26 protein-coding genes are annotated in these 25,329 nt (G+C 30.2%); 16 read left to right on the forward strand and 10 right to left on the reverse strand.

Annotated features, from left to right (window positions below; translation table 11 throughout):
• Window positions 1–7 precede the first annotated feature (7 nt).
• The 5 genes from HMPREF3058_RS06730 (at window position 8) to HMPREF3058_RS06750 (ending at window position 4,173) form a co-directional block, all read left to right on the forward strand.
• Window positions 8–736: an HAD family hydrolase gene (locus HMPREF3058_RS06730; RefSeq protein WP_002445812.1), complete on the forward strand. Its 729-nt coding sequence runs from the start codon at window positions 8–10 to the stop codon at window positions 734–736.
• On the forward strand, window positions 714–1,511 hold the full coding sequence (locus tag HMPREF3058_RS06735) for an alpha/beta fold hydrolase (RefSeq protein ID WP_002445813.1): 798 nt from the start codon (window positions 714–716) through the stop codon (window positions 1,509–1,511). Before HMPREF3058_RS06730 ends, HMPREF3058_RS06735 begins: the two co-directional genes overlap by 23 nt.
• Before the next feature lie 204 nt (window positions 1,512–1,715).
• A complete protein-coding gene (locus HMPREF3058_RS06740) occupies window positions 1,716–2,225 on the forward strand; it encodes an SA0570 family protein (protein WP_002491441.1) in 510 nt (169 codons plus the stop codon).
• A gap of 244 nt (window positions 2,226–2,469) precedes the next feature.
• Complete coding sequence (locus tag HMPREF3058_RS06745) at window positions 2,470–3,189, forward strand: hypothetical protein (RefSeq protein ID WP_002445816.1); 720 nt, start codon at window positions 2,470–2,472, stop codon at window positions 3,187–3,189.
• A gap of 207 nt (window positions 3,190–3,396) precedes the next feature.
• Complete coding sequence (locus HMPREF3058_RS06750) at window positions 3,397–4,173, forward strand: alpha/beta fold hydrolase (RefSeq protein WP_002445817.1); 777 nt, start codon at window positions 3,397–3,399, stop codon at window positions 4,171–4,173.
• Window positions 4,174–4,345: 172 nt separating this feature from the next.
• Here the strand turns inward: HMPREF3058_RS06750 and sarA are convergent, their stop codons facing one another.
• The 5 genes from sarA to HMPREF3058_RS06775 all read right to left on the reverse strand — a co-directional run bounded on the left by sarA (window position 4,346) and on the right by HMPREF3058_RS06775 (window position 8,150).
• Window positions 4,346–4,720 carry a global transcriptional regulator SarA gene (sarA, locus tag HMPREF3058_RS06755; protein WP_002475867.1) on the reverse strand — a complete coding sequence of 125 codons (375 nt, stop codon included), beginning with the start codon at window positions 4,718–4,720 and terminating at the stop codon, window positions 4,346–4,348.
• Window positions 4,721–5,131: 411 nt separating this feature from the next.
• A complete protein-coding gene (locus tag HMPREF3058_RS06760) occupies window positions 5,132–6,085 on the reverse strand; it encodes an efflux RND transporter periplasmic adaptor subunit (RefSeq protein ID WP_002445819.1) in 954 nt (317 codons plus the stop codon).
• Between the two features lie 325 nt (window positions 6,086–6,410).
• Entirely contained in the window at window positions 6,411–7,340 is a 930-nt protein-coding gene (locus HMPREF3058_RS06765) for a DMT family transporter (RefSeq protein ID WP_002487600.1), read from the reverse strand.
• A 363-nt stretch (window positions 7,341–7,703) separates the two neighbouring features.
• Window positions 7,704–7,928: a DUF2922 domain-containing protein gene (locus HMPREF3058_RS06770; protein ID WP_001832040.1), complete on the reverse strand. Its 225-nt coding sequence runs from the start codon at window positions 7,926–7,928 to the stop codon at window positions 7,704–7,706.
• Between the two features lie 15 nt (window positions 7,929–7,943).
• Window positions 7,944–8,150 (reverse strand): sigS mRNA-stabilizing protein SroA, encoded by a 207-nt coding sequence (locus HMPREF3058_RS06775; RefSeq protein WP_001832147.1) that lies wholly within the window; start codon window positions 8,148–8,150, stop codon window positions 7,944–7,946.
• A 698-nt stretch (window positions 8,151–8,848) separates the two neighbouring features.
• On the opposite strand from HMPREF3058_RS06775, the gene HMPREF3058_RS06780 reads away from it, so the two are divergent.
• The 8 genes from HMPREF3058_RS06780 to HMPREF3058_RS06815 all read left to right on the forward strand — a co-directional run bounded on the left by HMPREF3058_RS06780 (window position 8,849) and on the right by HMPREF3058_RS06815 (window position 17,193).
• Complete coding sequence (locus HMPREF3058_RS06780) at window positions 8,849–11,251, forward strand: DUF4040 family protein (RefSeq protein ID WP_002491412.1); 2,403 nt, start codon at window positions 8,849–8,851, stop codon at window positions 11,249–11,251.
• Window positions 11,238–11,663 carry a Na+/H+ antiporter Mnh2 subunit B gene (gene mnhB2 / locus HMPREF3058_RS06785; protein ID WP_002474372.1) on the forward strand — a complete coding sequence of 142 codons (426 nt, stop codon included), beginning with the start codon at window positions 11,238–11,240 and terminating at the stop codon, window positions 11,661–11,663. The genes HMPREF3058_RS06780 and mnhB2 overlap by 14 nt, the downstream gene beginning before the upstream one ends.
• Window positions 11,660–12,004: a Na+/H+ antiporter Mnh2 subunit C gene (gene mnhC2 / locus HMPREF3058_RS06790; protein ID WP_001832057.1), complete on the forward strand. Its 345-nt coding sequence runs from the start codon at window positions 11,660–11,662 to the stop codon at window positions 12,002–12,004. Before mnhB2 ends, mnhC2 begins: the two co-directional genes overlap by 4 nt.
• Complete coding sequence (gene mnhD2, locus HMPREF3058_RS06795; RefSeq protein ID WP_080033641.1) at window positions 11,994–13,496, forward strand: Na+/H+ antiporter Mnh2 subunit D; 1,503 nt, start codon at window positions 11,994–11,996, stop codon at window positions 13,494–13,496. Before mnhC2 ends, mnhD2 begins: the two co-directional genes overlap by 11 nt.
• The gene (mnhE2, locus tag HMPREF3058_RS06800; protein WP_001832121.1) at window positions 13,493–13,975 is read left to right on the forward strand and encodes a Na+/H+ antiporter Mnh2 subunit E; all 483 of its coding nucleotides are present in this window, start codon (window positions 13,493–13,495) and stop codon (window positions 13,973–13,975) included. Before mnhD2 ends, mnhE2 begins: the two co-directional genes overlap by 4 nt.
• Entirely contained in the window at window positions 13,972–14,274 is a 303-nt protein-coding gene (mnhF2, locus tag HMPREF3058_RS06805; protein WP_001832031.1) for a Na+/H+ antiporter Mnh2 subunit F, read from the forward strand. Before mnhE2 ends, mnhF2 begins: the two co-directional genes overlap by 4 nt.
• The gene (mnhG2, locus tag HMPREF3058_RS06810; RefSeq protein WP_002445826.1) at window positions 14,249–14,713 is read left to right on the forward strand and encodes a Na+/H+ antiporter Mnh2 subunit G; all 465 of its coding nucleotides are present in this window, start codon (window positions 14,249–14,251) and stop codon (window positions 14,711–14,713) included. The genes mnhF2 and mnhG2 overlap by 26 nt, the downstream gene beginning before the upstream one ends.
• Window positions 14,714–15,153: 440 nt before the next feature.
• Window positions 15,154–17,193 (forward strand): cation:proton antiporter, encoded by a 2,040-nt coding sequence (locus HMPREF3058_RS06815; RefSeq protein WP_002487622.1) that lies wholly within the window; start codon window positions 15,154–15,156, stop codon window positions 17,191–17,193.
• Between the two features lie 734 nt (window positions 17,194–17,927).
• Here the strand turns inward: HMPREF3058_RS06815 and mntC are convergent.
• From mntC to HMPREF3058_RS06830, 3 genes are read right to left on the reverse strand one after another with little or no spacing between them, the layout of a single operon-like run.
• The gene (gene mntC, locus HMPREF3058_RS06820; protein WP_070731233.1) at window positions 17,928–18,848 is read right to left on the reverse strand and encodes a manganese ABC transporter substrate-binding lipoprotein MntC; all 921 of its coding nucleotides are present in this window, start codon (window positions 18,846–18,848) and stop codon (window positions 17,928–17,930) included.
• A 5-nt stretch (window positions 18,849–18,853) separates the two neighbouring features.
• Window positions 18,854–19,690: a metal ABC transporter permease gene (locus HMPREF3058_RS06825; RefSeq protein WP_002445829.1), complete on the reverse strand. Its 837-nt coding sequence runs from the start codon at window positions 19,688–19,690 to the stop codon at window positions 18,854–18,856.
• Window positions 19,691–20,437, reverse strand: a complete 747-nt coding sequence (locus HMPREF3058_RS06830; RefSeq protein ID WP_002445830.1) for a metal ABC transporter ATP-binding protein — start codon at window positions 20,435–20,437, stop codon at window positions 19,691–19,693.
• Window positions 20,438–20,556: 119 nt separating this feature from the next.
• Here HMPREF3058_RS06830 and HMPREF3058_RS06835 point away from each other — a divergent pair, with 119 nt between their 5' ends.
• On the forward strand, window positions 20,557–21,201 hold the full coding sequence (locus HMPREF3058_RS06835; protein ID WP_002445831.1) for a metal-dependent transcriptional regulator: 645 nt from the start codon (window positions 20,557–20,559) through the stop codon (window positions 21,199–21,201).
• Between the two features lie 163 nt (window positions 21,202–21,364).
• On the opposite strand, the gene HMPREF3058_RS06840 is transcribed toward HMPREF3058_RS06835, so the two are convergent.
• Window positions 21,365–22,111, reverse strand: a complete 747-nt coding sequence (locus tag HMPREF3058_RS06840) for a M50 family metallopeptidase (protein ID WP_002491447.1) — start codon at window positions 22,109–22,111, stop codon at window positions 21,365–21,367.
• A 173-nt stretch (window positions 22,112–22,284) separates the two neighbouring features.
• Between HMPREF3058_RS06840 and tarA the strand changes: the two genes are divergently transcribed.
• Complete coding sequence (gene tarA, locus HMPREF3058_RS06845) at window positions 22,285–23,043, forward strand: N-acetylglucosaminyldiphosphoundecaprenol N-acetyl-beta-D-mannosaminyltransferase TarA (RefSeq protein WP_002499295.1); 759 nt, start codon at window positions 22,285–22,287, stop codon at window positions 23,041–23,043.
• A gap of 77 nt (window positions 23,044–23,120) precedes the next feature.
• On the opposite strand, the gene tagH is transcribed toward tarA, so the two are convergent.
• On the reverse strand, window positions 23,121–23,915 hold the full coding sequence (tagH, locus tag HMPREF3058_RS06850; protein ID WP_001832071.1) for a teichoic acids export ABC transporter ATP-binding subunit TagH: 795 nt from the start codon (window positions 23,913–23,915) through the stop codon (window positions 23,121–23,123).
• A 331-nt stretch (window positions 23,916–24,246) separates the two neighbouring features.
• Here tagH and HMPREF3058_RS06855 point away from each other — a divergent pair, with 331 nt between their 5' ends.
• Window positions 24,247–25,059, forward strand: a complete 813-nt coding sequence (locus HMPREF3058_RS06855) for an ABC transporter permease (RefSeq protein ID WP_002445834.1) — start codon at window positions 24,247–24,249, stop codon at window positions 25,057–25,059.
• The last annotated feature ends 270 nt before the right edge of the window (window positions 25,060–25,329 follow it).

Genomic DNA, 25,329 nt, shown 5'->3' on the forward strand with positions numbered 1-25,329 from the left:
ATTGAAAATGAATTTAAACTGCATTAAGGCTATCGTCTTTGATTTAGAAGGCACGCTATTAGATAGAGTTAAATCGCGTGAAAAGTTTATAGAAGAGCAATATGAACGGTTTCATGATTATTTTATTCATGTGCAACTAGCAGATTATAAGAATAAATTTATTGAATTAGACGATGATGAAGACAACGATAAACCTGATCTATATAAGGAAATCATTAAACAATTTCATATCGACCGTCTTAAATGGAGAGATTTATTTAATGACTTTGAAATGCATTTCTATCGTTACGTTTTCCCTTACTATGATACTTTGTATACATTAGAAAAGTTATCGAAACATCATTACATGATTGGTGTGATTGCAAATGGAAAATCCAAAATTAAACAATTTAGATTGCATTCATTGGGGATTATGCACGTTATTAATTATTTAACTACTTCTGAAACTGTAGGTTATCGTAAGCCGCATCCTAAAATCTTTGAAGATATGATTGATCAATTGGGGGTTAAACCATCTGAAATAATGTATGTCGGAGATGATGCATTAAACGATGTTGCTCCTGCACGTGCAATGGGGATGGTAAGTGTGTGGTATAAACAAGAAGATGCAGAATTGGAGCCATTAACAGAAGAAGTAGATTATACGATTACTACCATAGAGGAATTGCTTAAAATTTTACCAGATAATTTTGAAACAGAAGGAGAAGAACAACATGGCAATGGATTTAATTACTAAACAAGACGGTACAACATTACACTATAGTACTATGGGACAAGGTTATCCTGTCGTACTCGTGCATACCGCTTTTGATAATTATGCTGTTTTTAATGATTTAGCTAAGGTATTAGCAAAGTCTTTTCAGGTTGTGCTCATCGATCTGAGAGGACATGGTTATTCTGATAAGCCTAGAAATATAGAGTTTTATGACTTTGCTGACGATATAAAATTTTTATTAGATGCTATATATATTGATGAAGCAGCATTTATTGGGCATGAGATGGGGGCACTTATTGCTGCTGATATGTCTGTTAGAAATCCAGGCTATGTATCCTCAATCATATTAGTTAATCCTACTTCAATAGAAGGTGAATTGCCTGAAGAACGCTTGTTCAGAAAATATGCACATAAAATACGTAACTGGGAAGATGATAAGCAAGAAAAATTTTTGGATAAACGTAGATATTATAAAGCACGTAAGATGAATAAATTTTTAAAGCATGTCGTTGATACAAATAGTATTTCTACTAAAGAAGAAATTCAAGCTGTTAAAGATGTTTTCAAATCCGAAGGTATTGCAGATGTTTTCAAGCATGTTCAAGTTCCTACGCTTATTGTTGCTGGAGAACACGGAGAACGTACAACTACACTAGAAGCTAAAGAAGTCGCAGATTTGATTCAACACAGTGAATTTAACGTCTATCAACATTCAAGTGTATATCCTTTTGTTGAAGAACAGGCTCAATTTACTCAAGAGTCAACAAACTTCATTCACCAATATGCACCTAAATAAAAGAGTTCATACTGAAATTTTGTAAGGTAATAATCAATGAATTAAGCAAGATATGTTTTACTATAAGCGCTGAAACAGTTGTTAAAAGAAAGTTATCTACACAATTTACGTAATCATTTTGTAATATTATTGTTATTTTAGTAATATTTATAGTACAATTAACATGAGCACAGAAGACATAAAGAATCAAAGGAGTGAGTGCTTATGAAAAAACTAATAACATCATTACTTGTTTTAGGATTAGTTTTAACAGGAGTAAGCGTTGGAAACAACGTTGAAGCGGCAACTGGTAATTCAATGAAAACAGTACAACAATTAAACAAAGGTGATAAATCATTAGAAAACGTTAAGATAGGCGAATCAATGAAGAGTGTATTAAAAAAGTATAGTCATCCTATCTATTCTTATAACCCAAATAGTAATGAAAAGTATTACGAATTTAGAACTGATAAAGGTGTTTTGTTAGTAACAGCTAATGGTAAAAAAGAAAGAGGAAATGTTACACGCGTATCAATGACGTATAATAATGCAAACGGCCCTTCATACAAAGCCGTTAAACAACAACTTGGTAATAAAGCTATAAGTCGTGTACATTATAATAATGTTACAGGTAACTTTGGCTATATTCAAAAAGGCCAAGCAAGTTATCAATTCAGTTCAAATTCACCAAAAGATAAAAATGTGAAGTTATATCGTATAGACTTAAATAAATAAGAAGAATTGGATATACGTTTTATAAGATAAAATAGTTTGAAATTTGAAGAGTTTAAAGATGAAATCATAATTTGTAAAATGGATTTCACTTTAGCTCTTCTTTTTATTTTAGTTGCTAATGATGATATGATTAATCATTATGTTCAAGTAAAATTGTAAGATGTATGATAAAATTTTAATTTGAAAATAATTAACTTATGAAATCTACAATTTACATCAAGATTTAAATGAAAAGGAGTAAATCATGCGTACGAATGATAAAGTATTACTCGAAAATATTAATGATTATTTTAGTCACAAAGGAATGTCACCACACTTAATTGATGATATAAAAGAAAAATATCGACAAGATATTAAAAAGTCTGAAGAAAAAGATCAAGATTACATTGAATATAGAGGTAAATCACCTGCGCAATTAATATTAACAATTCAGCGTAATTTGTTTGCATTACAACTCAATCCAATGATTTTCTTTATCATTAACTTTATTCTTATTTCATATTTGTACGATAAACAATATGTACCTTTTCAAGCAATTACCGGTATAAGCTTATTTTATTGCTTAGTCATATTTCCAATAACACTCATATTATATGTGCGTATTGCCAAAAAAAACTATTTATACAGTAATAAGTATGAAATGAGAACTGGAATAATCATTGGTATTATTGCTTTAATTCTAGTAATTATGCAAGGATTTCACTTTAATTGGGCTATTATTCCTATTTCTATCTACGGTCATCAGTTTGTATTTTTCGCTGGAATCATTCTAAGTCTTGTTGGTATATTCTTTAAACGTATAGAATTTGTTGGAGTTGGCTTACTATTTTGTCAAAAAACAATAGATGCAATGGTAACTAATCCGGAAATTGCACAGTTTTTCTCTTTAGCAATATGGATTATACTTGTTGTGCTAATCATTTTTTATACGATACGTTTATCTGCACGTACTAAATCATCATAATACAAAGATTTTAACTCAGAAAATATGCTAGACATATCTTTCTGAGTTTTTTAATTTATTAAAATATATCATTTGTTTACCATAAATCTTGTTTTAGAAAATGAATCACCATTTTAATCTAAAAATAATTTAATTAAACTGAAAATAACCTGAAAGCGTAACACTATTTTAATATGGGTATATAAATGACTAAAGGGAGGTGCCAATATGAATAAAATTCAAATTTGTAATCAGATTGAACTTAACTATATTGATGAAGGCGAAGGCATCCCCATCATTTTAATTCATGGATTAGATGGAAATTTGGCAGGATTTAAGGATTTAAAAAATGAACTCAAGAAGCAGTATAGAGTAATTACTTATGATGTCAGAGGTCATGGGAAATCTTCACGAACAGAATCATATGAATTAAAAGATCATGTTGAAGATTTAAATGATTTAATGAGAGCATTAAACATCGATTCTGCACATATTTTAGGACATGATATGGGGGGCATCATTGCAAGTGAATTTACTGAAAAATATCAATATAAAGTGATTACATTGACAATTGTTTCGGCTAAAAGTGAGGACATTGCAAATGGTTTCAACAAATTAATGGTTGATTACCAAGAAGAATTAGCAGGGTTTAATAAATCTGAGGCAATGATTATTTTATTTTCTAAATTATTTAAAGAGAAAGATAAAGCAATGAAATGGTATCAAAGCCAAAAATTATACAATAGACCAACTCCGGAAGAAAGTGCAATTGCAGTACGTGCATTGCTTAATATTAAAGATTTAACTCGTGTTCATCATAATGTGTCTATACCTACTTTAATTGTGAATGGTAAGTACGACCCACTCATACAAAATAAAAGTCATTATGATATGGATCAATATTATGATCAAGTTACAAAAATTGTATTTGATAATTCAGGACATGCACCACATATCGAGGAACCAGAAAAATTCCTGAAACTCTATTTAGATTTTGTTAGTTAAAAAATAAGAACATAAATAAAAACCCTTAAATGATTATTGTCGGAAAATCATTTGAGGGTTTTGTAGTAGCAGTAAAGTTTGGACTCAGATCACTATCGTATTAACTTAATAAAAGAGTAAAACAGTCTTATCTTTCATAAGTGAAAGAAATATCTGTTTTACTCCCTAGCCATTATACTTCATTTTCATTATTTGCTTCTTTGATACGGTTGTTTACTCGTTTAAGTAAATCATCGATTTTTTTACGCTGCTTAGAATCTACTAAGATTAAAACAGTTCTTTCATCGTGTTCATTACGTTTTTTATTAAAGTAATTTTCTTGAGATAAATTTTTAACAGCTTTAACAACTTGAGGTTGTTTATAATTTAAGTGATTGATAATATCTTTAAGATAATATTCATCTTCTTTATTCTCACTAATATAAGTTAATACTGCAAATTCTTCAAAGCTGATTGAGAATTCTTTTTTAATTATACCTTTTAATCTGTCAGCATAAGTGACCATAGCTAATAATTCAAAGCAGTCATTGATTTTTGAAATAGCCATTAATGAAACCTCCCTATTTATATCATATCCATAAATCTTAAAACCCATCTTTTTAAATTTAAAGATAGTTAATTATATTATTGAATTAAGATTACTTGGATACTATACCCTAATTTATTAATTTATATCTATTTTTCTTATGAAAATACGAAAGTGTCTGTCATAATATAGTATTAATTTAAATTTAAAGAATATATTTAATGCTATATTATTTAGTTAATTATAACTAAATAAAAATAAGAAGTAAACAAATAAGTGTTTATAAAACAAATTATCTTTTAAAGATTATACTTGAATTAGCAATGTAGCATTTGCTATATTCAAAAAAAATAAGATTGTTTCTAATTTCCCTTAATTTAATAAAAATTATACTAAAAAGAATACTTTTTGGAAAGAATTTTACTAACATTTTTATATATAAATGTTTATTAATTTAGAAGTAGGATTTTTAACAACTTTTTCATCTATCAATAAGCCTTTAGTTATATTGATATACCCACTTTTTAAACTCTTTTTGTATGTTACTTCTCTTTTTTTAATTTTCCCGTTTTTTAGAATTAAAACATAGCGTTTTTGAATAATAGCTGTCGTAGGTAACTCTATGTCATTTGAGGCTAATTTGATTTTAAAGTGTGTTCCAATTCGATAATTGGGTTGTGTAGAAAGTGAAATATCGTAATATGAGACGCCATTTTTTATTTTTGATGGTATATTCGAAATTTCTTTAATTTTACTTGTGAATTGAGTGTGGTCACTAGATGTTACAGAAATATTTTGATTAATTTTTAATAAATTTAGCTCAGATTCTGATATATTAGCACGAATAATACGTTCGTCGCTATTAATTTGCAGTATCTTTTCGTTTGGTTTTGAAGGGATAGAATTAATATATGAAATATTTCCGTTAATTGGTGAAAATAAAGTGGACTTAATTGAGGATTTAGTTTGAATCATTTGTAATTTAAGTTGATTATTGAATGAATAATAATGTAAATCATTTTTAGAATTGAAAGTTTTGTTGTTACGTTCATTACTAAGTGTATTTTGGAGTTGCTTATATAAATGATCTTTCTCATAATTGTAATATTCTAACACTGGAGCGTTTTTTGATACTTTGCTATGATTTTTTACTAAAAGCTTTTGGAGTTGTCCTAAAGTGGGAGTGTAGTAGAAAGTGTAGCTGTTAAGAGGGGTTTGTATACCAGTTGTTGAAAGGAGTATTTTGGGCTTTGCTTTTATAGTTTTTATATTTTTAATATCTTCTGTTTCAGAAGTCAATTTAGAGAAGGTAATGTAACCAAAACTACAAGTTGTGACAATAAAAATGAATAGTAATGAAGAAATAACGATGCGTTGCTTGGTCATGGATGTTCACCTCTTGATATTATTGTAATGCTATTATACACGATTGTTTTAAATAAAAATATATTAATTTTAAAATATGCATTAGTTTATGTTTATATATTGTTTTATTTCGAAAAATAAAGTGAATAAATTTAATAAAATGAAAAATAGAAGGCCATCTTTAATTTTAAAATATAAGGTTCTACATAAATGTTACTATAAGAAGAATCACTCATAAAAACTGCCAACAAAGACAAAACCTTTGCTGGCAGTTTGAAATAGAAATCTATTTGTGTGATGAATATACATTAATATAAGCGGAAAATTTTTATTCAGAATAAGAGGATTAAAATAATCGTAATAAAATAATACCTATAGCTATACATAATAATCCGCCTAACTTACGTGATGTTATTTTGTTTTTAGGTGAACCCAACAAACCGAAATGATCGATAATAATCCCCATAATCATTTGGCCCATCATAGCAATTATAGTAGTTAAAGCTGCTCCTAAGAAAGGCATTAAAATAATATTAGATGTTACAAATGCCATTCCTAGTATCCCTCCAATAAAATAAATAGGCTTAATCTTACCTAGTGTTTTATGAGTAGATGATATTTTCAGACTACGATTAAATACTAATGTTAATATAAATAACGCTATTGTACCCACGCTAAATGATATGAGCGAAGCAAATATGGATGAGTGTGTGTGTTGAGCTAGTGTGCTGTTAATTGTTGTTTGGATTGGTGGAGCGAAACCAAATACGAATCCAATAAGCAACCAGAATACTATTGGTGTATTCTTATGTCTATTAACAGGATGTCTACGAACATAATTCATAAATATAATTCCAGTAATTAAAAATATAATTCCAACACCTTTAAATATTGTAAAAGATTGTTGATGGGCGCCCAATAATCCAAATGTATCAATGATTACACCCATAATAATTTGCCCTGTAACCGTAATAACAACAGTAAGTGCTGCGCCTAATCTTGGTAATAATAATAAGTTTCCAGTTAAATAGATAACACCTAATAGTCCTCCTAGGACCCAAGTATAGTTAAGTGTTTGTTTAGAAAAGAATTCTGGTGTTAATACTTGTGGATGAACAATAAGATTAAGCACAAGTAAGCATATTGTTCCGACAGCAAAAGATATGGTTGAAGCATAAAAAGATGAACGGGTAAATTGGCTTAGCCTTGAGTTGATTGAAGTTTGAATAGGAAGTAACATACCAACAAAAATTCCTAAAAGATATAGAAAAAACAATGATAAAAACCAACTTTCTCAATTTAATATGATTATCATACCATTCATAATCATGTTTCTAAAATGATTGAGCCATAAGCAAAGTATAGAAATAAGTTGTGAATGTTCCAAGGTGTCATACAGCCGATACTAATGTGATGATTCATTATAATAAAATGTACATTAAACAAGTTTTAGAATAAAAAAAAGTGAGACATCATTTTGAATTTGATATCTCACTTCATATTAATAAAATAATATTGTAAATTAAGTTCTTTTTTCTATATTTTTAGACTTGGACAATTTAAAAAATTTGTTCTTTCATAAAGTCTTATTTATGATTTTAGTACTTTAAATTAAGCGTCAAAAATAGTATTTTATGAATTAATTTTTATCTTCAAATATAACAGTTGTACTTTTATCAATAAGTTGTGCAGCATATATTTTGACAGGCTTTCCCAAACTAAATCTTAAAATGTCTAATTCTAAAAGTTGGTTCATACTTTCTTTAATTAATTGTTCTGTAGTAATAGCATTAAAATCGGGTAATAGTAGTTTGACGGGTTTATTAAGATTTGATTTGAATATGAGTTCCAAAGTTTTTGACATACTGATGTATCCTCCTTAAATTAAAGATTCTGTTTTAACGATCTCGACTTTGTCATACTCTTCGCCACTAATACGTTCAATGATGGAACGAAAAGATTTGATTTGATCATTAGAAACAAGCGGATTAATGTTAGAAAAACGACGCTTATGTTCGACTACTTTACCCTCAGAATTATGTTTGATTTGAGTAAAGATAATCGTCACTTGATTGACTTCATTCATAATAAAACCTCCTTTCACTATATATATCGAAATAGATTGAAAAAAAGGTCACTTTTTTTGAAAAATTTAGGCAAATGGCTTTGATGTGATACATGCGTCATTTATCATTAATTATGAAACCTGTTTTTGAAGGTATATGAGTTAAGTAGAATTGTTAAGTAGTAAAAGAGAAAAGTGGAAATTGATATTTAAAATAACCAACTTAAAAGATTGATCAGTGTCTAAACTTGCTATTTATATAGGATTAAAATATTAAGAACTCTTAATATGAGAATGAATTAGTTCAAGTTTATCGATGATTGAAAAATGATAGCCTCATGGATTCTTTCTTATATAAATAAAAGTTTTATTACCTTTTGGATATAAATAAGAATAGGTTACCTTTTGTGATATGACCATATAGGGAGAACGCGTTAGTGCTTGAATCAATGTATGCTCAATAAACTCATTCAAATCAACTATCAATATCAAATCATGTTGCACTATAATAAGGATTAAAACTTGCTGATTTAACTAATTTAATAAAAAATATTTGATTATCATTTCTTTCAATCGGGAATATCAATTTCTATCATTTAACTATATTTTGGATATCAGATAACTTTAGAAATATTGAGGTTTATTGAAATACGATATGTTTCAAATCGCCATACAATGATTACACTTAATATAAATGAAAAAAGAAAAGGAGGGGTTAAATGAGTTTAGTCTATCTTATGGCGACTAATTTATTAGTCATGTTCATAGTTTTATTCACTCTGAGTCATCGTCAACTTAAAAAGATTGCGGGCTATGTTGCATTAATAGCTCCTATTGTGACATCTACATATTTTATTATGAAAATACCAGATGTGATTCGAAATAAATTTATTGCTATTCAATTACCATGGATGCCTTCAATTGATATTAATTTAGATTTAAGATTAGATGGTTTAAGTTTAATGTTCGGTTTAATTATTTCACTAATAGGTGTGGGTGTATTTTTCTATGCCACGCAATATTTATCTCACAGTACGGACAATCTTCCTAGATTTTTCATCTATTTACTATTATTTATGTTCAGTATGATTGGCATTGTAATATCTAATAATACCATTCTAATGTATGTATTTTGGGAACTCACAAGTATTTCCTCATTCTTGCTTATATCCTATTGGTACAATAATGGTGAAAGTCAATTAGGCGCCATTCAATCATTCATGATTACAGTGTTTGGTGGGCTAGCGTTATTAACAGGATTTATCATTTTATATATCATTACGGGAACAAACACAATTACTGATATCCTTAATCAACGCAATGCAATTTCACGACATCCTTTATTTATACCAATGATTTTAATGCTTTTATTAGGTGCTTTTACTAAATCTGCACAATTTCCGTTTCATATTTGGTTACCAAAGGCCATGGCAGCACCTACACCAGTAAGTGCTTATCTTCATTCAGCAACAATGGTAAAGGCTGGAATCTTTTTACTATTTAGATTTACACCTTTATTGGGACTTAGTAATGTTTATATTTATACAGTGACATTTACTGGTCTAATAACTATGTTATTTGGATCTTTAACTGCTTTACGTCAATACGACTTAAAAGGTATACTCGCTTATTCTACAATAAGTCAATTAGGTATGATTATGACAATGGTAGGTCTAGGTGGCGGTTATGCTCAGCACACATCAGATGAATTGTCTAAGTTTTATATTTTAGTGTTATTTGCTGGCTTATTCCATTTAATGAATCATGCGGTTTTTAAATGTGCATTATTTATGGGCGTTGGTATCATTGATCACGAGTCCGGAACACGTGATATCCGTTTGCTAAATGGTATGCGTAAAGTCTTCCCTAAAATGCATATTGTCATGTTGATCGCTGCATTATCTATGGCAGGTGTGCCTTTTTTAAACGGATTCTTAAGTAAGGAAATGTTTCTAGATTCGTTAACTAAAGCAAATGAACTTGATCAATATGGCTTCGTATTAACATTTGTGATTGTTTCAATAGGTGTCATCGCGAGTATATTGACCTTTACTTATGCACTTTACATGATAAAAGAAACATTCTGGGGAAAATACAATATAGAAAAGTTTAAACGTAAACAAATACATGAACCATGGCTATTTAGTTTACCAGCTGTGATTTTAATGTTACTCATTCCAGTTATCTTCTTTGTTCCAAACGTTTTTGGCAACTTTATTATTTTGCCCGCAACCAGATCTGTATCTGGGATAGGTGCGGAAGTTGATGCATTTGTACCACATATTTCTCAGTGGCATGGTGTGAATCTTCCATTAATTTTAAGTATAGTTGTTATTATTATTGGACTTATTTTAGCTCTAGTTGTGAATTGGAAAGAGGTTACGCATCAAATAATCAAAAGAGCTTCGATTACAGATGGCTATCGGAAAATTTATAGAGAATTTGAATTATACTCAGCTCGTGGTATACGTGCATTGATGAATAATAAATTGAATTATTACATCATGATTACATTATTTATTTTTGTAGCTATTGTAGTTTATGGATATTTGACTGTGGGTTTTCCACATGTACATCAGCTTCATGTTAGTTCTTTCGGACCGTTGGAAGTTATCCTATCAGTTGTAACATTGATTATCGGCATTTCATTAATCTTTATTCGTCAACGACTAACGATGGTGGTATTGAATGGAATGATTGGATTCGCAGTTACATTATATTTTATTACAATGAAAGCTCCGGATTTAGCTTTAACACAGTTAGTTGTTGAAACGATTACGACAATCTTATTTATTGTTAGTTTTTCGAGACTACCTAACATCCCTCGAGCTAAGGCAAATTTAAAAAAAGAGACCTTCAAAATCATTGTGTCACTTGTTATGGCATTGACGGTGGTATCACTTATTTTTGTTGCTCAACAAGCAGATGGTATGCCTTCAATTGCTAAATTTTATGAAGATGCATATGAACTTACAGGTGGAAAAAATATTGTCAATGCTATACTTGGTGACTTCAGGGCTTTAGATACTATGTTTGAAGGACTAGTGTTAATCATAGCTGGATTAGGTATTTATACATTACTTAATTACAAAGATAGGAGGGGGCAAGATGAAAGAGAATGATGTAGTACTTAAATCAGTTACAAAAATCGTAGTGTTTATTTTGTTAACATTTGGATTTTATGTATTTTTTGCTGGCCATAATAATCCAGGTGGTGGCTTTATTGGTGGCTTGATTTTTAGCTCGGCATTTATCTTAATGTTCCTTGCCTTTGATGTAAATGAAGTGTTGAAAAGCTTGCCTATTGATTTTAAAAAATTAATGATTATAGGCTCACTCATATCTGTTGCAACTGCATCAGTGCCTATGTTTTTTGGAAAGCCATTTTTATATCAGACTGAAGCAAATGTAGCATTTCCATTACTAGGACATGTTCATGTAACTACTGTGACTTTATTTGAGCTTGGCATCTTATTAACAGTAGTAGGTGTGATTGTTACAGTTATGCTATCTATAAGTGGGGGTAGATCATGAATTTAATATTACTCCTTGTGATAGGATTTTTAGTATTTATTGGAACTTATATGATTTTATCTATTAATTTAATTCGTATTGTTATTGGTATTTCTATTTATACACACGCCGGTAATTTAATTATTATGAGTATGGGGAAATATGGACCTCATATGTCTGAACCGCTTATTCAAGGTCATGCTCAAAACTTTGTTGATCCTTTATTACAAGCCATCGTTTTAACAGCTATTGTGATTGGATTTGGTATGACTGCGTTTTTATTGGTGTTAATATATAGAACTTACAGAGTAACTAAAGAGGATGAAATAAGTGCATTGAAAGGTGATGAAGATGATGAGTAATTTAATAATATTGCCTATGTTGTTGCCTTTTGTATGTGCTTTAATTTTAGTATTCACTAAAAATAAAAATCAAATTTCAAAAATTCTATCCATTACAACTATGATTGTTAATACAATTATTTCAATTGCTTTACTTATTTATGTCGTTAATCATAAACCAATAACACTTGATTTTGGGGGATGGAAAGCACCTTTCGGCATTCAATTTCTAGGTGATTCACTGAGTTTGCTTATGGTGTCAGTATCATCTTTTGTGGTTACGCTAATAATGGCATACGGTTTTGGTAGAGGGGAGAAGCGGGTCAATAGATTTCACCTTCCTACATTTATCCTTTTATTAACAGTAGGTGTTATTGGTTCGTTTTTAACTTCTGATTTATTTAACCTATACGTGATGTTTGAAATTATGCTTCTTGCTTCGTTTGTACTTGTTACATTAGGACAATCTGTTGAACAATTACGTGCAGCGATAATATATGTTGTTCTGAATATTTTAGGTTCGTGGTTGCTTTTATTAGGAATTGGCATGTTATATAAGACAGTCGGAACACTTAATTTCTCACATTTAGCGATGCGATTGAATCATATGGAAAATAACCAAACAATAACGATGATATCTTTAATATTTTTAGTTGCTTTTAGTTCAAAGGCAGCACTAGTAATTTTCATGTGGTTACCTAAAGCATATGCAGTGCTTAATACGGAACTTGCGGCGCTATTTGCAGCATTGATGACAAAAGTTGGGGCTTATGCACTTATTCGTTTTTTCACCTTACTATTCGATCATCATCCAAGCGTTACGCATACATTGCTCGTGTTTATGGCTTGTATCACAATGATTATCGGTGCGTTTGGTGTCATCGCTTACAAAGATATTAAGAAAATTGCGGCTTATCAAGTTATTTTGTCTATCGGATTCATTATTTTAGGTTTAGGTTCTCATACTATACCAGGTGTAAATGGTGCTATCTTCTACTTAGCCAATGATATTATCGTTAAGACATTATTGTTTTTTGTAATTGGTAGTCTTGTTTATATGTCGGGCTATCGAAATTATCAGTATTTAAGTGGACTGGCAAAAAGAGAACCATTCTTTGGTGTTGCATTTGTCGTGGTAATTTTTGCTATAGGTGGCGTGCCTCCATTTAGTGGTTTTCCGGGTAAAGTCTTAATATTCCAAGGGGCTATTACAAATGGTAATTATATTGGTTTAGCACTTATGATTGTGACAAGTTTAATAGCTATGTATAGTCTTTTTAGAGTGATGTTTATAATGTATTTTGGTGATGCTGATGGAGAACAGGTACAATTTAGACCACTACCTATTTATCGTAAAGGTTTACTTAGTGTTTTAGTTGTTGTGATATTAGCGATGGGTATTGCAGCCCCTGTTGTTCTAAAAGTAACAGAGGATGCAACAAATCTTAATATGAAAGAAGATGTCTTTCAAAAGAATGTAAATACACATTTGAAGGAGGTTAATCGTAAGTGAAGCAAGTTGTTTTAAATATTGTTATCGCGTTCCTTTGGGTACTCTTTCAAGATGAAGATGAATTTAAATTTACAACCTTCTTTGCTGGATTTTTAATTGGTTTAATTGTGATTTATATTCTACATCGCTTTTTTGGTGAAGAATTTTATTTGAAAAAGATATGGGTGGCTATTAAATTTTTAGCTGTATACCTATACCAGCTTATTACTTCTAGTATAAGTACCATAAATTACATCTTATTTAAGACGAATGAAGTTAATCCAGGTTTGCTCACATATGAAACTTCATTAAAAAGTAATTGGGCTATTACTTTTTTAACGATTTTAATTATTATTACTCCAGGATCGACAGTTATTCGAATTTCTAAAAATACTAATAAATTTTTTATTCACAGTATTGATGTGTCAGAAAAGGATAAAGAAAATCTTCTAAAAAGTATTAAGCAGTATGAGGATTTAATTTTGGAGGTGACACGATGATTGAAATGTTCACTCAAATATTTATTATAAGTGCATTGGTGATTTTTGGTATGGCACTACTTGTTTGTCTAGTCAGATTAATTAAAGGTCCCACTACTGCTGATAGAGTTGTATCATTTGATGCCTCAAGTGCTGTTGTTATGTCTATTGTTGGCGTGATGAGCGTTATTTTTAATTCGGTATCTTATTTAGACTCAATCATGTTAATTGCAATTATTTCGTTTGTCAGTTCGGTCTCAATTTCAAGATTCATCGGGGAAGGACGTGTCTTCAATGGAAATCATAAAAGACATCGTTAGTCTCATTGCTGCGATATTTATTTTCTTAGGAAGTATTATTGCATTAATTAGTGCAATAGGGATTGTAAAATTTCAAGATGTCTTTCTAAGAAGTCACGCCTCAACGAAAAGTTCTACATTGTCAGTATTACTAACTGTAGTTGGTGTACTGATCTATTTTATTGTGAATTCAGGTTTTTTCAGTGTCAGATTATTATTATCACTAGTCTTTATCAATCTTACCTCTCCGGTTGGAATGCATTTGATAAGTAGAGCAGCCTACCGTAATGGTGCATATATGTACAGGAAAGACGATGCACCTAGACAATCTACTATCTTGTTAAGTCAAAAAGAGTTTAATACGCCAGAAGAATTAAAAAAACGTGCAAAACTACGAGAAGAAAGACGAGAAAAATTATACTATAAAGAAAAAGAATATATTAATAAAATAGACGATTGATTGTTTAAGTTTTTAAATTACTAGCATATAAAAGATATATCTTATATGCTAGTAGTTTTTTGTATATCTGAGGTGAAGATATTAATGATATAAAAGCTATTTATTTAAGAATTTGGTTAATAAATGATAAAATTGTAAGCAAGAATAATTGTGAATGACAGTTGTCACTAATTTTTCAATGAAATTACACATAAGCATTTTCTCGTTCGAAGAAGCGAGCTTTATAATTTAAATGTTCATGTTTGATTTCACTGATAAAGTAAATAATTGAGTTTTGAATAGTATATTTGTGGCATGATTGAGTGTTAATAGTTATGTCCTTATAGGAATGACTTTATTGTTATTATTTCACTTCTTCAGTGTTGCAGTAGATAACCTTGCAACTTTTTATTGTTTTGATGACTAAGTTTGCAATTAAAAATTAATAAAGAGGTGAAAGTGTGGAGATATTTGAAACTCTACTCATATTTGTCGCACTAGTTATTGTGAGCTCCTTTGTACATACTTTCATACCTAAAGTACCTCTTGCATTTATCCAAATTTTTCTTGGGATGATTTTATACCTCACTCCCATTCCAGTTGAATTCAATTTTGATTCTGAATTATTTATGGTTACATTGATTGCACCACTACTTTTCGTTGAGGGTGTTAATGTTTCAAGAGTACATTTAAGGAAGTATATCAAACCTGTTATGATGATGGCTCTAGGTCTTGTCATAACTACTGTTATAGGCGTAGGATTGTTTATTCATTGGATTTGGCCTGAATTACCTATAGGTGCTGCTTTCGCAATTGCGGCTATCCTTTGTCCTACAGACGCTGTTGCTGTACAAGCGATTACGAATGGTAAGGTTTTACCAAAAGGTGCAATGACCATTCTTGAAGGTGAATCTTTACTTAATGATGCTGCAGGTATCATTTCATTTAAAATTGCCGTAGGTGTATTGATTACTGGAACTTTTTCCATTTTTGATGCGATTCAACAATTTTTGATTGCCTCAATTGGAGGTGCTATTGTCGGCCTACTTATAGGCATGGCTTTAGTTAGATTTCGTTTAACATTAATGAGACGTGGCATTGAAAATATTAACATGTTTACATTTATACAATTGCTGACGCCGTTTGTCACTTATTTGATTGCTGAATTATTCCATGCATCAGGGATTATTGCAGCAGTAGTTGCGGGACTCGTGCATGGATTCGAACGTGACCGTATAGCTCAAACGAGAACACAGCTACAGATGAGCTATAATCACACATGGAGTATTTTAGGCTACGTTTTAAATGGTTTTGTATTTTCAATCTTAGGTTTTTTAGTACCAGAGGTAATAGTGAAAATTATTAAAACTGAACCGCATAATTTATTATTCTTAATCGTCATCACATTGTTAGTCGCTCTTGCAGTGTATCTCTTTAGATTTGTGTGGGTATATGTATTGTATCCTTATTTCTATTTATCTGTCAGTCCATTCCAAAAAATGATTTCTAAAAATGATGAAGATAAAGTTACTGAGAGTAAACCTAAGCGTAGCTTATATGCACTAATCATGACTCTATGTGGTGTACATGGAACAATTTCACTTGCAATCGCCTTAACCTTGCCATATTTATTAGCAAATCATGAAACATTTGCTTATCGAAATGATTTATTATTTATTGCTTCCGGAATGGTAATATTAAGTTTAATTATTGCGCAAGTCATTCTGCCTTTAGTAACGCCTGATAGCCCTAAAGTGAAGATAGGTAATATGTCATTTAAAGAGGCGAGAATCTACATTTTAGAACATGTTATCGATTACCTAAATCAAAAATCGACGTTTGAAACGAGTTACCGTTATGGAAACGTCATTAAAGATTACCACGATAAACTCACATTTTTAAAAACGGTTGAGAAGGAAGATGAAAACTCCAAAGAACTAGAACGACTTCAAAAGATTGCATTTAACGTAGAAACAAAAACGCTAGAGAAATTGGTTGATGATGGTGAAATTACTGAGAGTGTTCTTGAAAACTATATGCGTTACGCTGAACGAACAGAAGTGTACAAACAAGCTTCGTTATTAAGACGAATTATTGTTGGTTTAAGAGGAATGCTATTGAAACGTCGTGTAAAAACAAAAATTAATTCAGCATCATCTCTTAGTGTTACTGATAACTTATTAGAATTGGGTAAAATCAATAAGCTTGTTCATTATAACGTCGTAAGTCGTTTAGCCAAAGAAGCTACTACTGATAATAAACTAGAAGTAGGTATGATTTGCGATGGATATCTGATGAGAATAGATAACTTAACACCGAACAACTTCTTTAATTCCAGACATGAAGATACACTTACCAAAATTAAATTAAATGCTTTAAGAGAACAACGTCGTATTCTAAGAGAACTAATTGAAAATGATGAGATAACAGAAGGTACTGCATTAAAATTAAGAGAATCCATTAATTATGATGAAATGGTTATTGTAGATAGTATGACATAATGAATAAAAAATAATATATAAGCAAAGCTTCCAAATGACTTCTTAAGCTAAAGTTGATTTGGAAGCTTTTATCATTTTAAATGATATGGTTGCTTAGAATGTATTGTTCAGTTAAACATATTTGTATAGATCGCATTCATGTAGTTTGAAATTTTATTTAAAATGAAAAAGTTGCACTAATATCAATTGATTAGTGCAACTAACGTCTCCATGGGGAGGATAATGGATACCACGGAGATAACTGAGTGATTATTTGTGGCTTTAGTAACTATTCAAAAATTGAATAGAACTTATAAATACTAATTACAATTAATGACACATGTAATTAGATATTCATTGTATATACATTATTCATACTTATCGCTCAAAAATATGAAGTAATGTATTGGTACATCATCATTATTTAAAGCACCATTTACGGAGAGGGTGGGGCTTCAGTTTATTTATGATAATGTACAGCTAACTAATACCACCATATCGTGTGTAAAAGATGTTGTTTATATTATAGGAGGGTAATATAAAACCACACGATATGGGACTACTAGTTATATAGTATGATGAGTATAAAGAAGTAATCCTCTGCTCAAAATGTTTAAATATAATGGCAGACGATGACTGAGTTGAAAGTTGGCTTGAAATAAGTTGTTTCAACTATAGTCTTCGTTGCCATTAACGACCGAATTCAAAACGAATCCGGTCTTATTAACATATCATTTAGGGCTATTTTTACCATGTTATTTCATACTACCATGTATTGTATCAATATTAGATTTCATCATTTTATAGTATGAATCCCCTTTAGTACCTTTCTTACCTATAGAGTCGGTAAATACTTCACCATAAATATCTTTCTTAGTTTCTTCTGATAAACTTTGCATAGCTTTTTTATCTACGCTCGTTTCAACTAATAAATGTTTTAAATGATGATCTTTAACAAATTTAATAGCTTGTTTCATTTGACCAGGTGTACCTTGTTTTTCTGTGTTTATCTCCCAAATATAACCTGGTTTAACATCGAATTGTTGAGCAAAATATTTAAATGCACCTTCACTTGTCATCATGGCACGTTGATTTTGGGGTATGTCATCAAATTTATTTTTACTATCTTTATTAAGTTCTTCTAATTTTGATATATATGCATTCCCTTGCTTTTCATATGTAGACTTATCTTTTTTATCATGATGTTCTAGTGATTTTTGTATTGTTTTTACGTATTTAATTCCATTATCTAAACTTAACCATGCATGAGGATCTTGTTTGTTTTTGTTACCTTCCTCACCATTTAAGTATATTGGTTTAACATTATTTGATGCTGCTATCACACTTTTATCTTTTGTTGATTTTCCTGCTTGGTCAAGTGCTTTTTCAAACCAACCATTTCCAGTTTCTAGGTTTAAACCATTATAAAATACAACGTCAGCATCTGTTAATGCTTTAATATCTTTAGGCTTAACCTCATATTCATGTGGGTCTTGTCCTACTGGAACGATGCTATGAACATCGACCTTATTTCCACCGACACGTTTAACCATGTCATAGAGAATAGAGTTTGTAGTTACAACTTTTAATTTTCCTTCATGTGAGTGATGTTCATGGTTACTTTGATTCCCACACGCGGCAAGGATAATTAAAAATGCTATTACTAAAGCGAGAATTTTTTTTACGTTAAAGCGCTCCTTTTTTGTTTATTTTTAATTCTAGTGATTGATAGCGTTACAATATAAATCATAAAGGTACAGATTACAATAGTTGCTCCACTTGGAATATTATATATATAACTAAAATATAGACCGATAATCGAACTTATCACGCTGATTATGCTTGCAATTACCATCATGGTATAAAGTTGTTTACTGATTAAAAAAGCTGTAGATGCTGGAGTAATTAGTAAAGCAACTACAAGGATGATTCCAACTGTTTGTATGCTCGCAACAGTCACAAGTGCGAGTAATAACATGACAAAGTAGTGAATTATTGTTGTGTTCAGACCGCTCATACGACTAAAAGTTGAATCAAATGTTGAAATCATTAAAGGTCTATAAAAGATAATAATAAGTAAAATAACTAATACAGTAATGACAATTGTTGTCCAAAATGATTGATGCGTAATTGCTAATAAATTACCAAATAAAATGTGATATAAATCTGTTGTACTATTGATTAAGCTAATAATTATGACGCCAGATGCTAGGAATGCAGTGAAACTAATTCCTATTGCAGCATCTGGTTTTGTTTTACTGTTTGAAGTAATAAAACCAATAAACAAACTTGCAAGCATTCCTGTTACAAGTGCCCCGATAAACATTGGAATATTAAATAAGAAAGATAAAGCAACACCTGGTAAAACAGCATGACTCATGGCATCACCCATTAAAGAAAGACCGCGTAAAACAATAATGCTACCCATCGTCCCACATACAATCCCAACTAAAATAGATGTGATTAATGCACGGTTTAAAAATTGATAACTAAGTAAATGGTTAAAGAAATCTAACATCTAATTCGTACTCCCTTGTGAGGATAGTGTTAAAAGCGAATCATCTTTGTAATTAATGAAAGTTGCATTTAATCGTTTAGATGATAGGGCTTCTTTTGTTGGCCCCAAAAATTGCAACGATTGATTTAATAATAAAATGCGATCAAAATATTGATCCGCTTTTGATAAATCATGATGAACAATTAAAATCAATTTACCCATATGTCTTAAATGTTTAATTTTCTTCATAATCAGTTGTTCGCTGTAAATGTCGATGCCAACAAAAGGTTCGTCTAAACAATAAATATCACTATTACTCATAAGTGCTCTTGCTACAAGAACACGTTGTAATTGTCCACCACTTAATTCTGCAATTTGCCGATGGCGTATATGGTCGAGTTCTAAATCATTCAGTAATTGGTTAAGTTTCGTTTTTTCAACTACACTTGCTTTTTTAAACCATCCAATGTCTTCATAACATCCTGATAGTATCACTTGATCCACTTTTATAGGAAAATCTAAATCAATATGTGCTTTTTGTGGGATATATGTAATATATCTAAGTTGTGTATGTATAGGGTGATCATATAATGTATGTTTACCAGTCGCTTTAAATTCTCCAATAAATGCTTTGAGAAGAGATGATTTACCGGCACCATTAGGTCCTACAATACCAATGATTTCACCATTTATAGGTAATGAGAATGTAATATCTTTAAGAATGTGCTTTTTTCCCAAAAATAAATTCAAATGATTCACTTCGAGCAATAATTAAAACCTCCTAATAAAAAGTTTAGGTTAACCTAATTTATTTTATAATATACCCTGAAGTTTTAACATGTCAAGTTAATTCATGGTACAATAAAGTGAATGTGTGAGGTGAAACGATGTTAACTGAAGAAAAAGAGGATTATTTGAAAGCAATTTTGACTAATGATGGCGACGTGTCCTTTGTATCAAATAAAAAACTATCGCAATTTTTAAATATCAAACCACCATCAGTAAGTGAAATGGTGGGTCGTTTAGAAAAGGAAGGCTATGTTGAAACAAAACACTATAAAGGTGCCCGTTTAACTGAAGAAGGATTAAAGCAAACGTTAGACATCATTAAGCGACATCGATTACTAGAATTATTTTTAATAGAAATTTTACAATATAATTGGGAAGAAGTTCATCAAGAAGCTGAAATACTTGAACATCGGATATCAGATTTATTTGTAGAACGTTTAGATAAGATTTTAAACTTTCCGAAAACATGCCCTCATGGAGGCGTCATTCCTAGAGGTGATCAATATAAAGAAATTTTTACTACGTCAATTCTCAATTTTGAACCTGGAGAATGTGTTACTGTACGACGAGTTCGTGATAAGACAGAGTTGTTAGTTTACTTATCAAGTAAGGATATTTATATTGGAAATACAGTTGAAGTTGTATCCAAAGATGATACCAATAAGGTTATTATTCTTAAGAGGAATGATATTGTAACAATTTTAAGCTATGAAAATGCGATGAATATTTTTGCAGAAAAATAAACGATAAAAAGAGCCTAGGATTAATTTCCTAGGCATTTTTAAGGTATTGGAATTTCGTGAAAAAATTTAAATGTGTTTGTAATAAGCGTTTTAAGTCATTGCCTCGTTGTTAGAATGTGATTACCAATTCAATGTATAGAATGATGAAATTTATGTATCGTATTTATAGTATTGTGTATTTGATTAATAAATACACAGTATAGAAATTGAATAATATCCATACTAAACTAAAGATAAAGGTGGGTACTCGAGTAATCTCCGTTAAAGCACTGCCATCCCAAGAAGGTTTAGGACGTTGAAAGGTAAGACGAAAAATCGTCCATGATGATTGTAATATTTCACCTAAAAGTACGCCTAAAATAAAATGGTAACTTAATGTGACGATGTCATAAATGAACCATTGATGGTCTTGCCTAAATACTAAATAGAGTAAACTTGAGATGAGTATAATGACAATCAAAGGTGATAGTTTACGGGAAGTAATAAAGAAATAATATATAAAAATAAGTAAATATATAGTGATAAATATACTTGGATATTGATAGTGAATAGATACCAATCCAGTTAAAAACATCAATGGTGGCATAAGATAACCGCCTATAGTTGTAATGAACTGACCTAAGTATCCTTTAGATTGTGTAATGGCATAGCCATGTTGTGAAGTGACGTTTCTTTCTCGAGGGCTTGTCACAATGACAAGATCTTTGGCCTTCCCACCAACGAGTTTGTTAAATAAGACGTGTCCAAATTCGTGTGTAAGTACCGGTATATAATTTAAATAAATATCTAAGAAAGCGTTAAAGCCTTTATATCTATAATAGTGTATGATTAAGTAAAGCAGTCCAATAACTAAAATAAGATAGATATTTAATTGGATAGTTGTAGTAATAAAATTTTGTATATAAATCATAAGTGGACCTCGTATTTTTAAAAGTTAAAATCATCTTTATTTAATTATATATGAAAAGACTATGGATATCCTTTAGACTTTAGATGTAAATGATTAGAAAATATTTTTTGTTTAAATTTTCATGTGTTAAAATATTCATGCATTTTAAACGTGTTGTAAAGTGGGGATTGAATATGTATCAAAACCAAAGAATAAAAAATAAAATTAACATATTAGGTGTAAATTTTGATAATACTACAATGTTGGAAATGGTAGAAAATATTAAACAGTTCATATCTAGTAATACAGATGATAATTTATTTATAGTGACTGCTAATCCTGAAATCGTGGATTATGCAACTGAACATGAGCAATATAGGAATTTAATTAATCAAGCTGATTATGTAGTTCCAGATGGTACAGGAATAGTAAAAGCTTCAAAGCGATTAAAACAGCCCTTAAAACGGCGTGTGCCAGGAATAGAACTTCTTGAAGAATGTTTGAAAATAGCACATGTCAGCCATCAGCGTGTATATCTGCTTGGATCTAAAAATGAAATTATTGAGACAGCAGAGAAAAAGCTTCAATCTCAATATCCTAATATTCACTTTGCACATCATCATGGCTATATTCATCTAGAAGATGAAACAGTCATAAAGCGTATAACAAGTTTTAATCCTGATTACATTTTTGTAGGAATGGGATTTCTAAAGCAAGAACAATGGATTCAAAAGCATAAGGACAAATTTAAACACACTGTAATGATGGGCGTAGGTGGGTCGTTTGAAGTATTCAGTGGCTCAAAGAAAAGAGCACCTCAAATATTTAGAAAGTTAAATATTGAGTGGGTATACCGTGTACTTATCGATTGGAAGCGCATTGGGAGAATGATAAGTATTCCTAAATTTATGTTAAAGGTAGCAATACAAAAATATAAAATGAAATCAAAATAAGTGTGAAAAAGGGAGGCAATCAATTCGGATGAATTTTATTGCACTCCCTTAATGTTTTAGTTTTACTTTCTTCAAATTTATTTTACGACAAAACGTGACTCATCTAATTTATTTCTAAATTCCTTTTGTTCTGCTTTAGATTTTTTCTTAAAAGTTTTAAGAAATGCCTCATAATCAGGTAATACTTCTTCAAGTTCGCCGAATTCTTTTAGTTTACCGCCCTCTATCCAAGCGATTTTTGTACAAAATTCGCGCACTTGTCTAATATTATGACTAACAAAAAATATTGTTTTTTTAGCCGCTTTAAATTCATAAATTTTATCTAAACATTTTTGAGTAAATGTTTGATCGCCTACTGACAATGCTTCATCAATAACTAATATGTCAGGATTAACAGTAATATTAATTGAAAATCCAAGTTTTGCACGCATACCACTTGAATATTTTTTAACAGGTTGATAAATAAATTCGCCGAGTTCACTAAATTCTATAATTTCCGGCATTAATTTTTTAATTTCTTTCCTTTTAAAGCCCATGCAGAGCATTTTAAATTCAATATTTTCTACACCTGTCAATTGTCCGTTTAAACCTGCATTAATAGCGATGACACTCACATCACCATGTCTTGTTATTTCACCGGAACTTGGTGAAATTGAGCCACCAATCATATTACTTAAAGTAGACTTACCTGAACCGTTGATGCCGACTAAGCCTATCACATCTCCCTCATGCGCTGTTAAACTTACGTTATCCAGAGCGTAAAATGTTTTATTTTTGTTTTTAGGTATTAATGCATCTTTAATTCTATCTTTATTATTTCTATAGATACGGTATTCTTTTGTCAAATTTTCAATATTTACCGAAACGCTCATTTTTGTACCTTCCTTATAAACATTTATATAGATTATAATATACAACACATCAGTTGTTAAATTTATTAACCTAGTGTAAAGTGAATAGAAGATTTTATTGAAAATAAATTTAACACAGTGAGTTAAGAAAGAGGTTCATTTTCTAAAATTCAATCTTACACGAAATTTCTAACAATTTTTAACTGAATTGATTGTATAATATAATGAGCTTATGATAAACAGTTAAATGTTATTATTTAAGAATGGACTCAATGAATCAAATTAAAGAGAAACAATTAATGATTTACAATAGATAGATAATCTATTATAGGAGAAAGCGTGGTTAAGTTTAATGTTCGCAGTTGGAACGGTTTTAAAAGAACATATCAAAAACTTCTATTTAATTCAAAGACTAGCACAATTCCAAATTAAAATTACCAATCATAATAACTATCTGGGTATTGCATGGGAAGTATTGAACCCTGCTTTACAAATCATGGTGTACTGGCTTGTTTTTGGTTTAGGAATTAGAAGCAATGCACCAATACATGGCATTCCGTTTGTATTTTGGTTGTTAGTTGGTATAAGTATGTGGTTCTTTATTAATCAAGGTGTGTTAGAAGGAACTAAATCAATCTCTCAGAAATTCAATCAAGTGGCAAAGATGAATTTCCCACTTTCAATCATTCCTACTTATATTGTAACAAGTAGGTTCTATGGTCATTTAGGATTATTAGCAATTATTATAATAGCTTGTATGTGCAATGGAATTATCCCTTCAATTCACATTGTACAATTACTTATATATGTACCTTTTGCATATTTGCTAACATCGTCGGTGGCACTTTTAACATCAACTTTGGGGATTTTAATTAGAGATACGCAGATGATTATGCAAGCATTAATGAGAATATTGTTTTATATGTCTCCGATTTTATGGGTGCCAAAAAATCATGGCGTAAGTGGTTTGATTCATCAAATTATGTTATTTAATCCAGTATATTTTATCGCAGAATCATACCGAGCAGCAATATTGTTCCATCAATGGTATTTCATAGATCATTGGAAGTTAATGCTATATAACGTTATTATCATTCTCTTATTCTTTATAGTAGGTTCTATTTTACATAGACGCTATAGAGATCACTTTGCGGACTTCTTGTAAAAGTGTCAATCAAGAGAGTTCTATTAACGGTTTACCATAAAATGAATTAATATTTAGCTTATTATTAAAGATTTAGTTTTTTATAAAAAGAAATTTTTAAATAACTGTTTGTTAGAAATAGTTCAAATTTAATATATGCCATATTGACATTATGAGGTAGGACAATGGATTCAAGATGAATTCGTAGTCCTACTTTTTTTAATAATATCGAGACTTTTAGTAGAATTTTTGAGTAAATTAAAAATTATTTGCTTTTATTTTCTTTGAAAG

This window comes from Staphylococcus sp. HMSC068G11, assembly GCF_001815825.1.
GTDB lineage: Bacteria > Bacillota > Bacilli > Staphylococcales > Staphylococcaceae > Staphylococcus > Staphylococcus epidermidis.

Excerpts from the sequence above, each read along its gene's own strand:
- HMPREF3058_RS06730 (WP_002445812.1), top strand. The coding sequence starts at position 8 with ATGAATTTAAACTGCATTAAGGCTATCGTCTTTGATTTAGAAGGCACG.
- HMPREF3058_RS06735 (WP_002445813.1), top strand. The coding sequence starts at position 714 with ATGGCAATGGATTTAATTACTAAACAAGACGGTACAACATTACACTAT.
- HMPREF3058_RS06740 (WP_002491441.1), top strand. The coding sequence starts at position 1,716 with ATGAAAAAACTAATAACATCATTACTTGTTTTAGGATTAGTTTTAACA.
- HMPREF3058_RS06745 (WP_002445816.1), top strand. The coding sequence starts at position 2,470 with ATGCGTACGAATGATAAAGTATTACTCGAAAATATTAATGATTATTTT.
- HMPREF3058_RS06750 (WP_002445817.1), top strand. The coding sequence starts at position 3,397 with ATGAATAAAATTCAAATTTGTAATCAGATTGAACTTAACTATATTGAT.
- sarA (WP_002475867.1), bottom strand. The coding sequence starts at position 4,720 with ATGGCTATTTCAAAAATCAATGACTGCTTTGAATTATTAGCTATGGTC.
- HMPREF3058_RS06760 (WP_002445819.1), bottom strand. The coding sequence starts at position 6,085 with ATGACCAAGCAACGCATCGTTATTTCTTCATTACTATTCATTTTTATT.
- HMPREF3058_RS06770 (WP_001832040.1), bottom strand. The coding sequence starts at position 7,928 with ATGTCAAAAACTTTGGAACTCATATTCAAATCAAATCTTAATAAACCC.
- HMPREF3058_RS06775 (WP_001832147.1), bottom strand. The coding sequence starts at position 8,150 with ATGAATGAAGTCAATCAAGTGACGATTATCTTTACTCAAATCAAACAT.
- HMPREF3058_RS06780 (WP_002491412.1), top strand. The coding sequence starts at position 8,849 with ATGAGTTTAGTCTATCTTATGGCGACTAATTTATTAGTCATGTTCATA.
- mnhB2 (WP_002474372.1), top strand. The coding sequence starts at position 11,238 with ATGAAAGAGAATGATGTAGTACTTAAATCAGTTACAAAAATCGTAGTG.
- mnhC2 (WP_001832057.1), top strand. The coding sequence starts at position 11,660 with ATGAATTTAATATTACTCCTTGTGATAGGATTTTTAGTATTTATTGGA.
- mnhD2 (WP_080033641.1), top strand. The coding sequence starts at position 11,994 with ATGATGAGTAATTTAATAATATTGCCTATGTTGTTGCCTTTTGTATGT.
- mnhF2 (WP_001832031.1), top strand. The coding sequence starts at position 13,972 with ATGATTGAAATGTTCACTCAAATATTTATTATAAGTGCATTGGTGATT.
- mnhG2 (WP_002445826.1), top strand. The coding sequence starts at position 14,249 with ATGGAAATCATAAAAGACATCGTTAGTCTCATTGCTGCGATATTTATT.
- HMPREF3058_RS06825 (WP_002445829.1), bottom strand. The coding sequence starts at position 19,690 with ATGTTAGATTTCTTTAACCATTTACTTAGTTATCAATTTTTAAACCGT.
- HMPREF3058_RS06835 (WP_002445831.1), top strand. The coding sequence starts at position 20,557 with ATGTTAACTGAAGAAAAAGAGGATTATTTGAAAGCAATTTTGACTAAT.
- HMPREF3058_RS06840 (WP_002491447.1), bottom strand. The coding sequence starts at position 22,111 with ATGATTTATATACAAAATTTTATTACTACAACTATCCAATTAAATATC.
- tarA (WP_002499295.1), top strand. The coding sequence starts at position 22,285 with ATGTATCAAAACCAAAGAATAAAAAATAAAATTAACATATTAGGTGTA.
- tagH (WP_001832071.1), bottom strand. The coding sequence starts at position 23,915 with ATGAGCGTTTCGGTAAATATTGAAAATTTGACAAAAGAATACCGTATC.
- HMPREF3058_RS06855 (WP_002445834.1), top strand. The coding sequence starts at position 24,247 with ATGTTCGCAGTTGGAACGGTTTTAAAAGAACATATCAAAAACTTCTAT.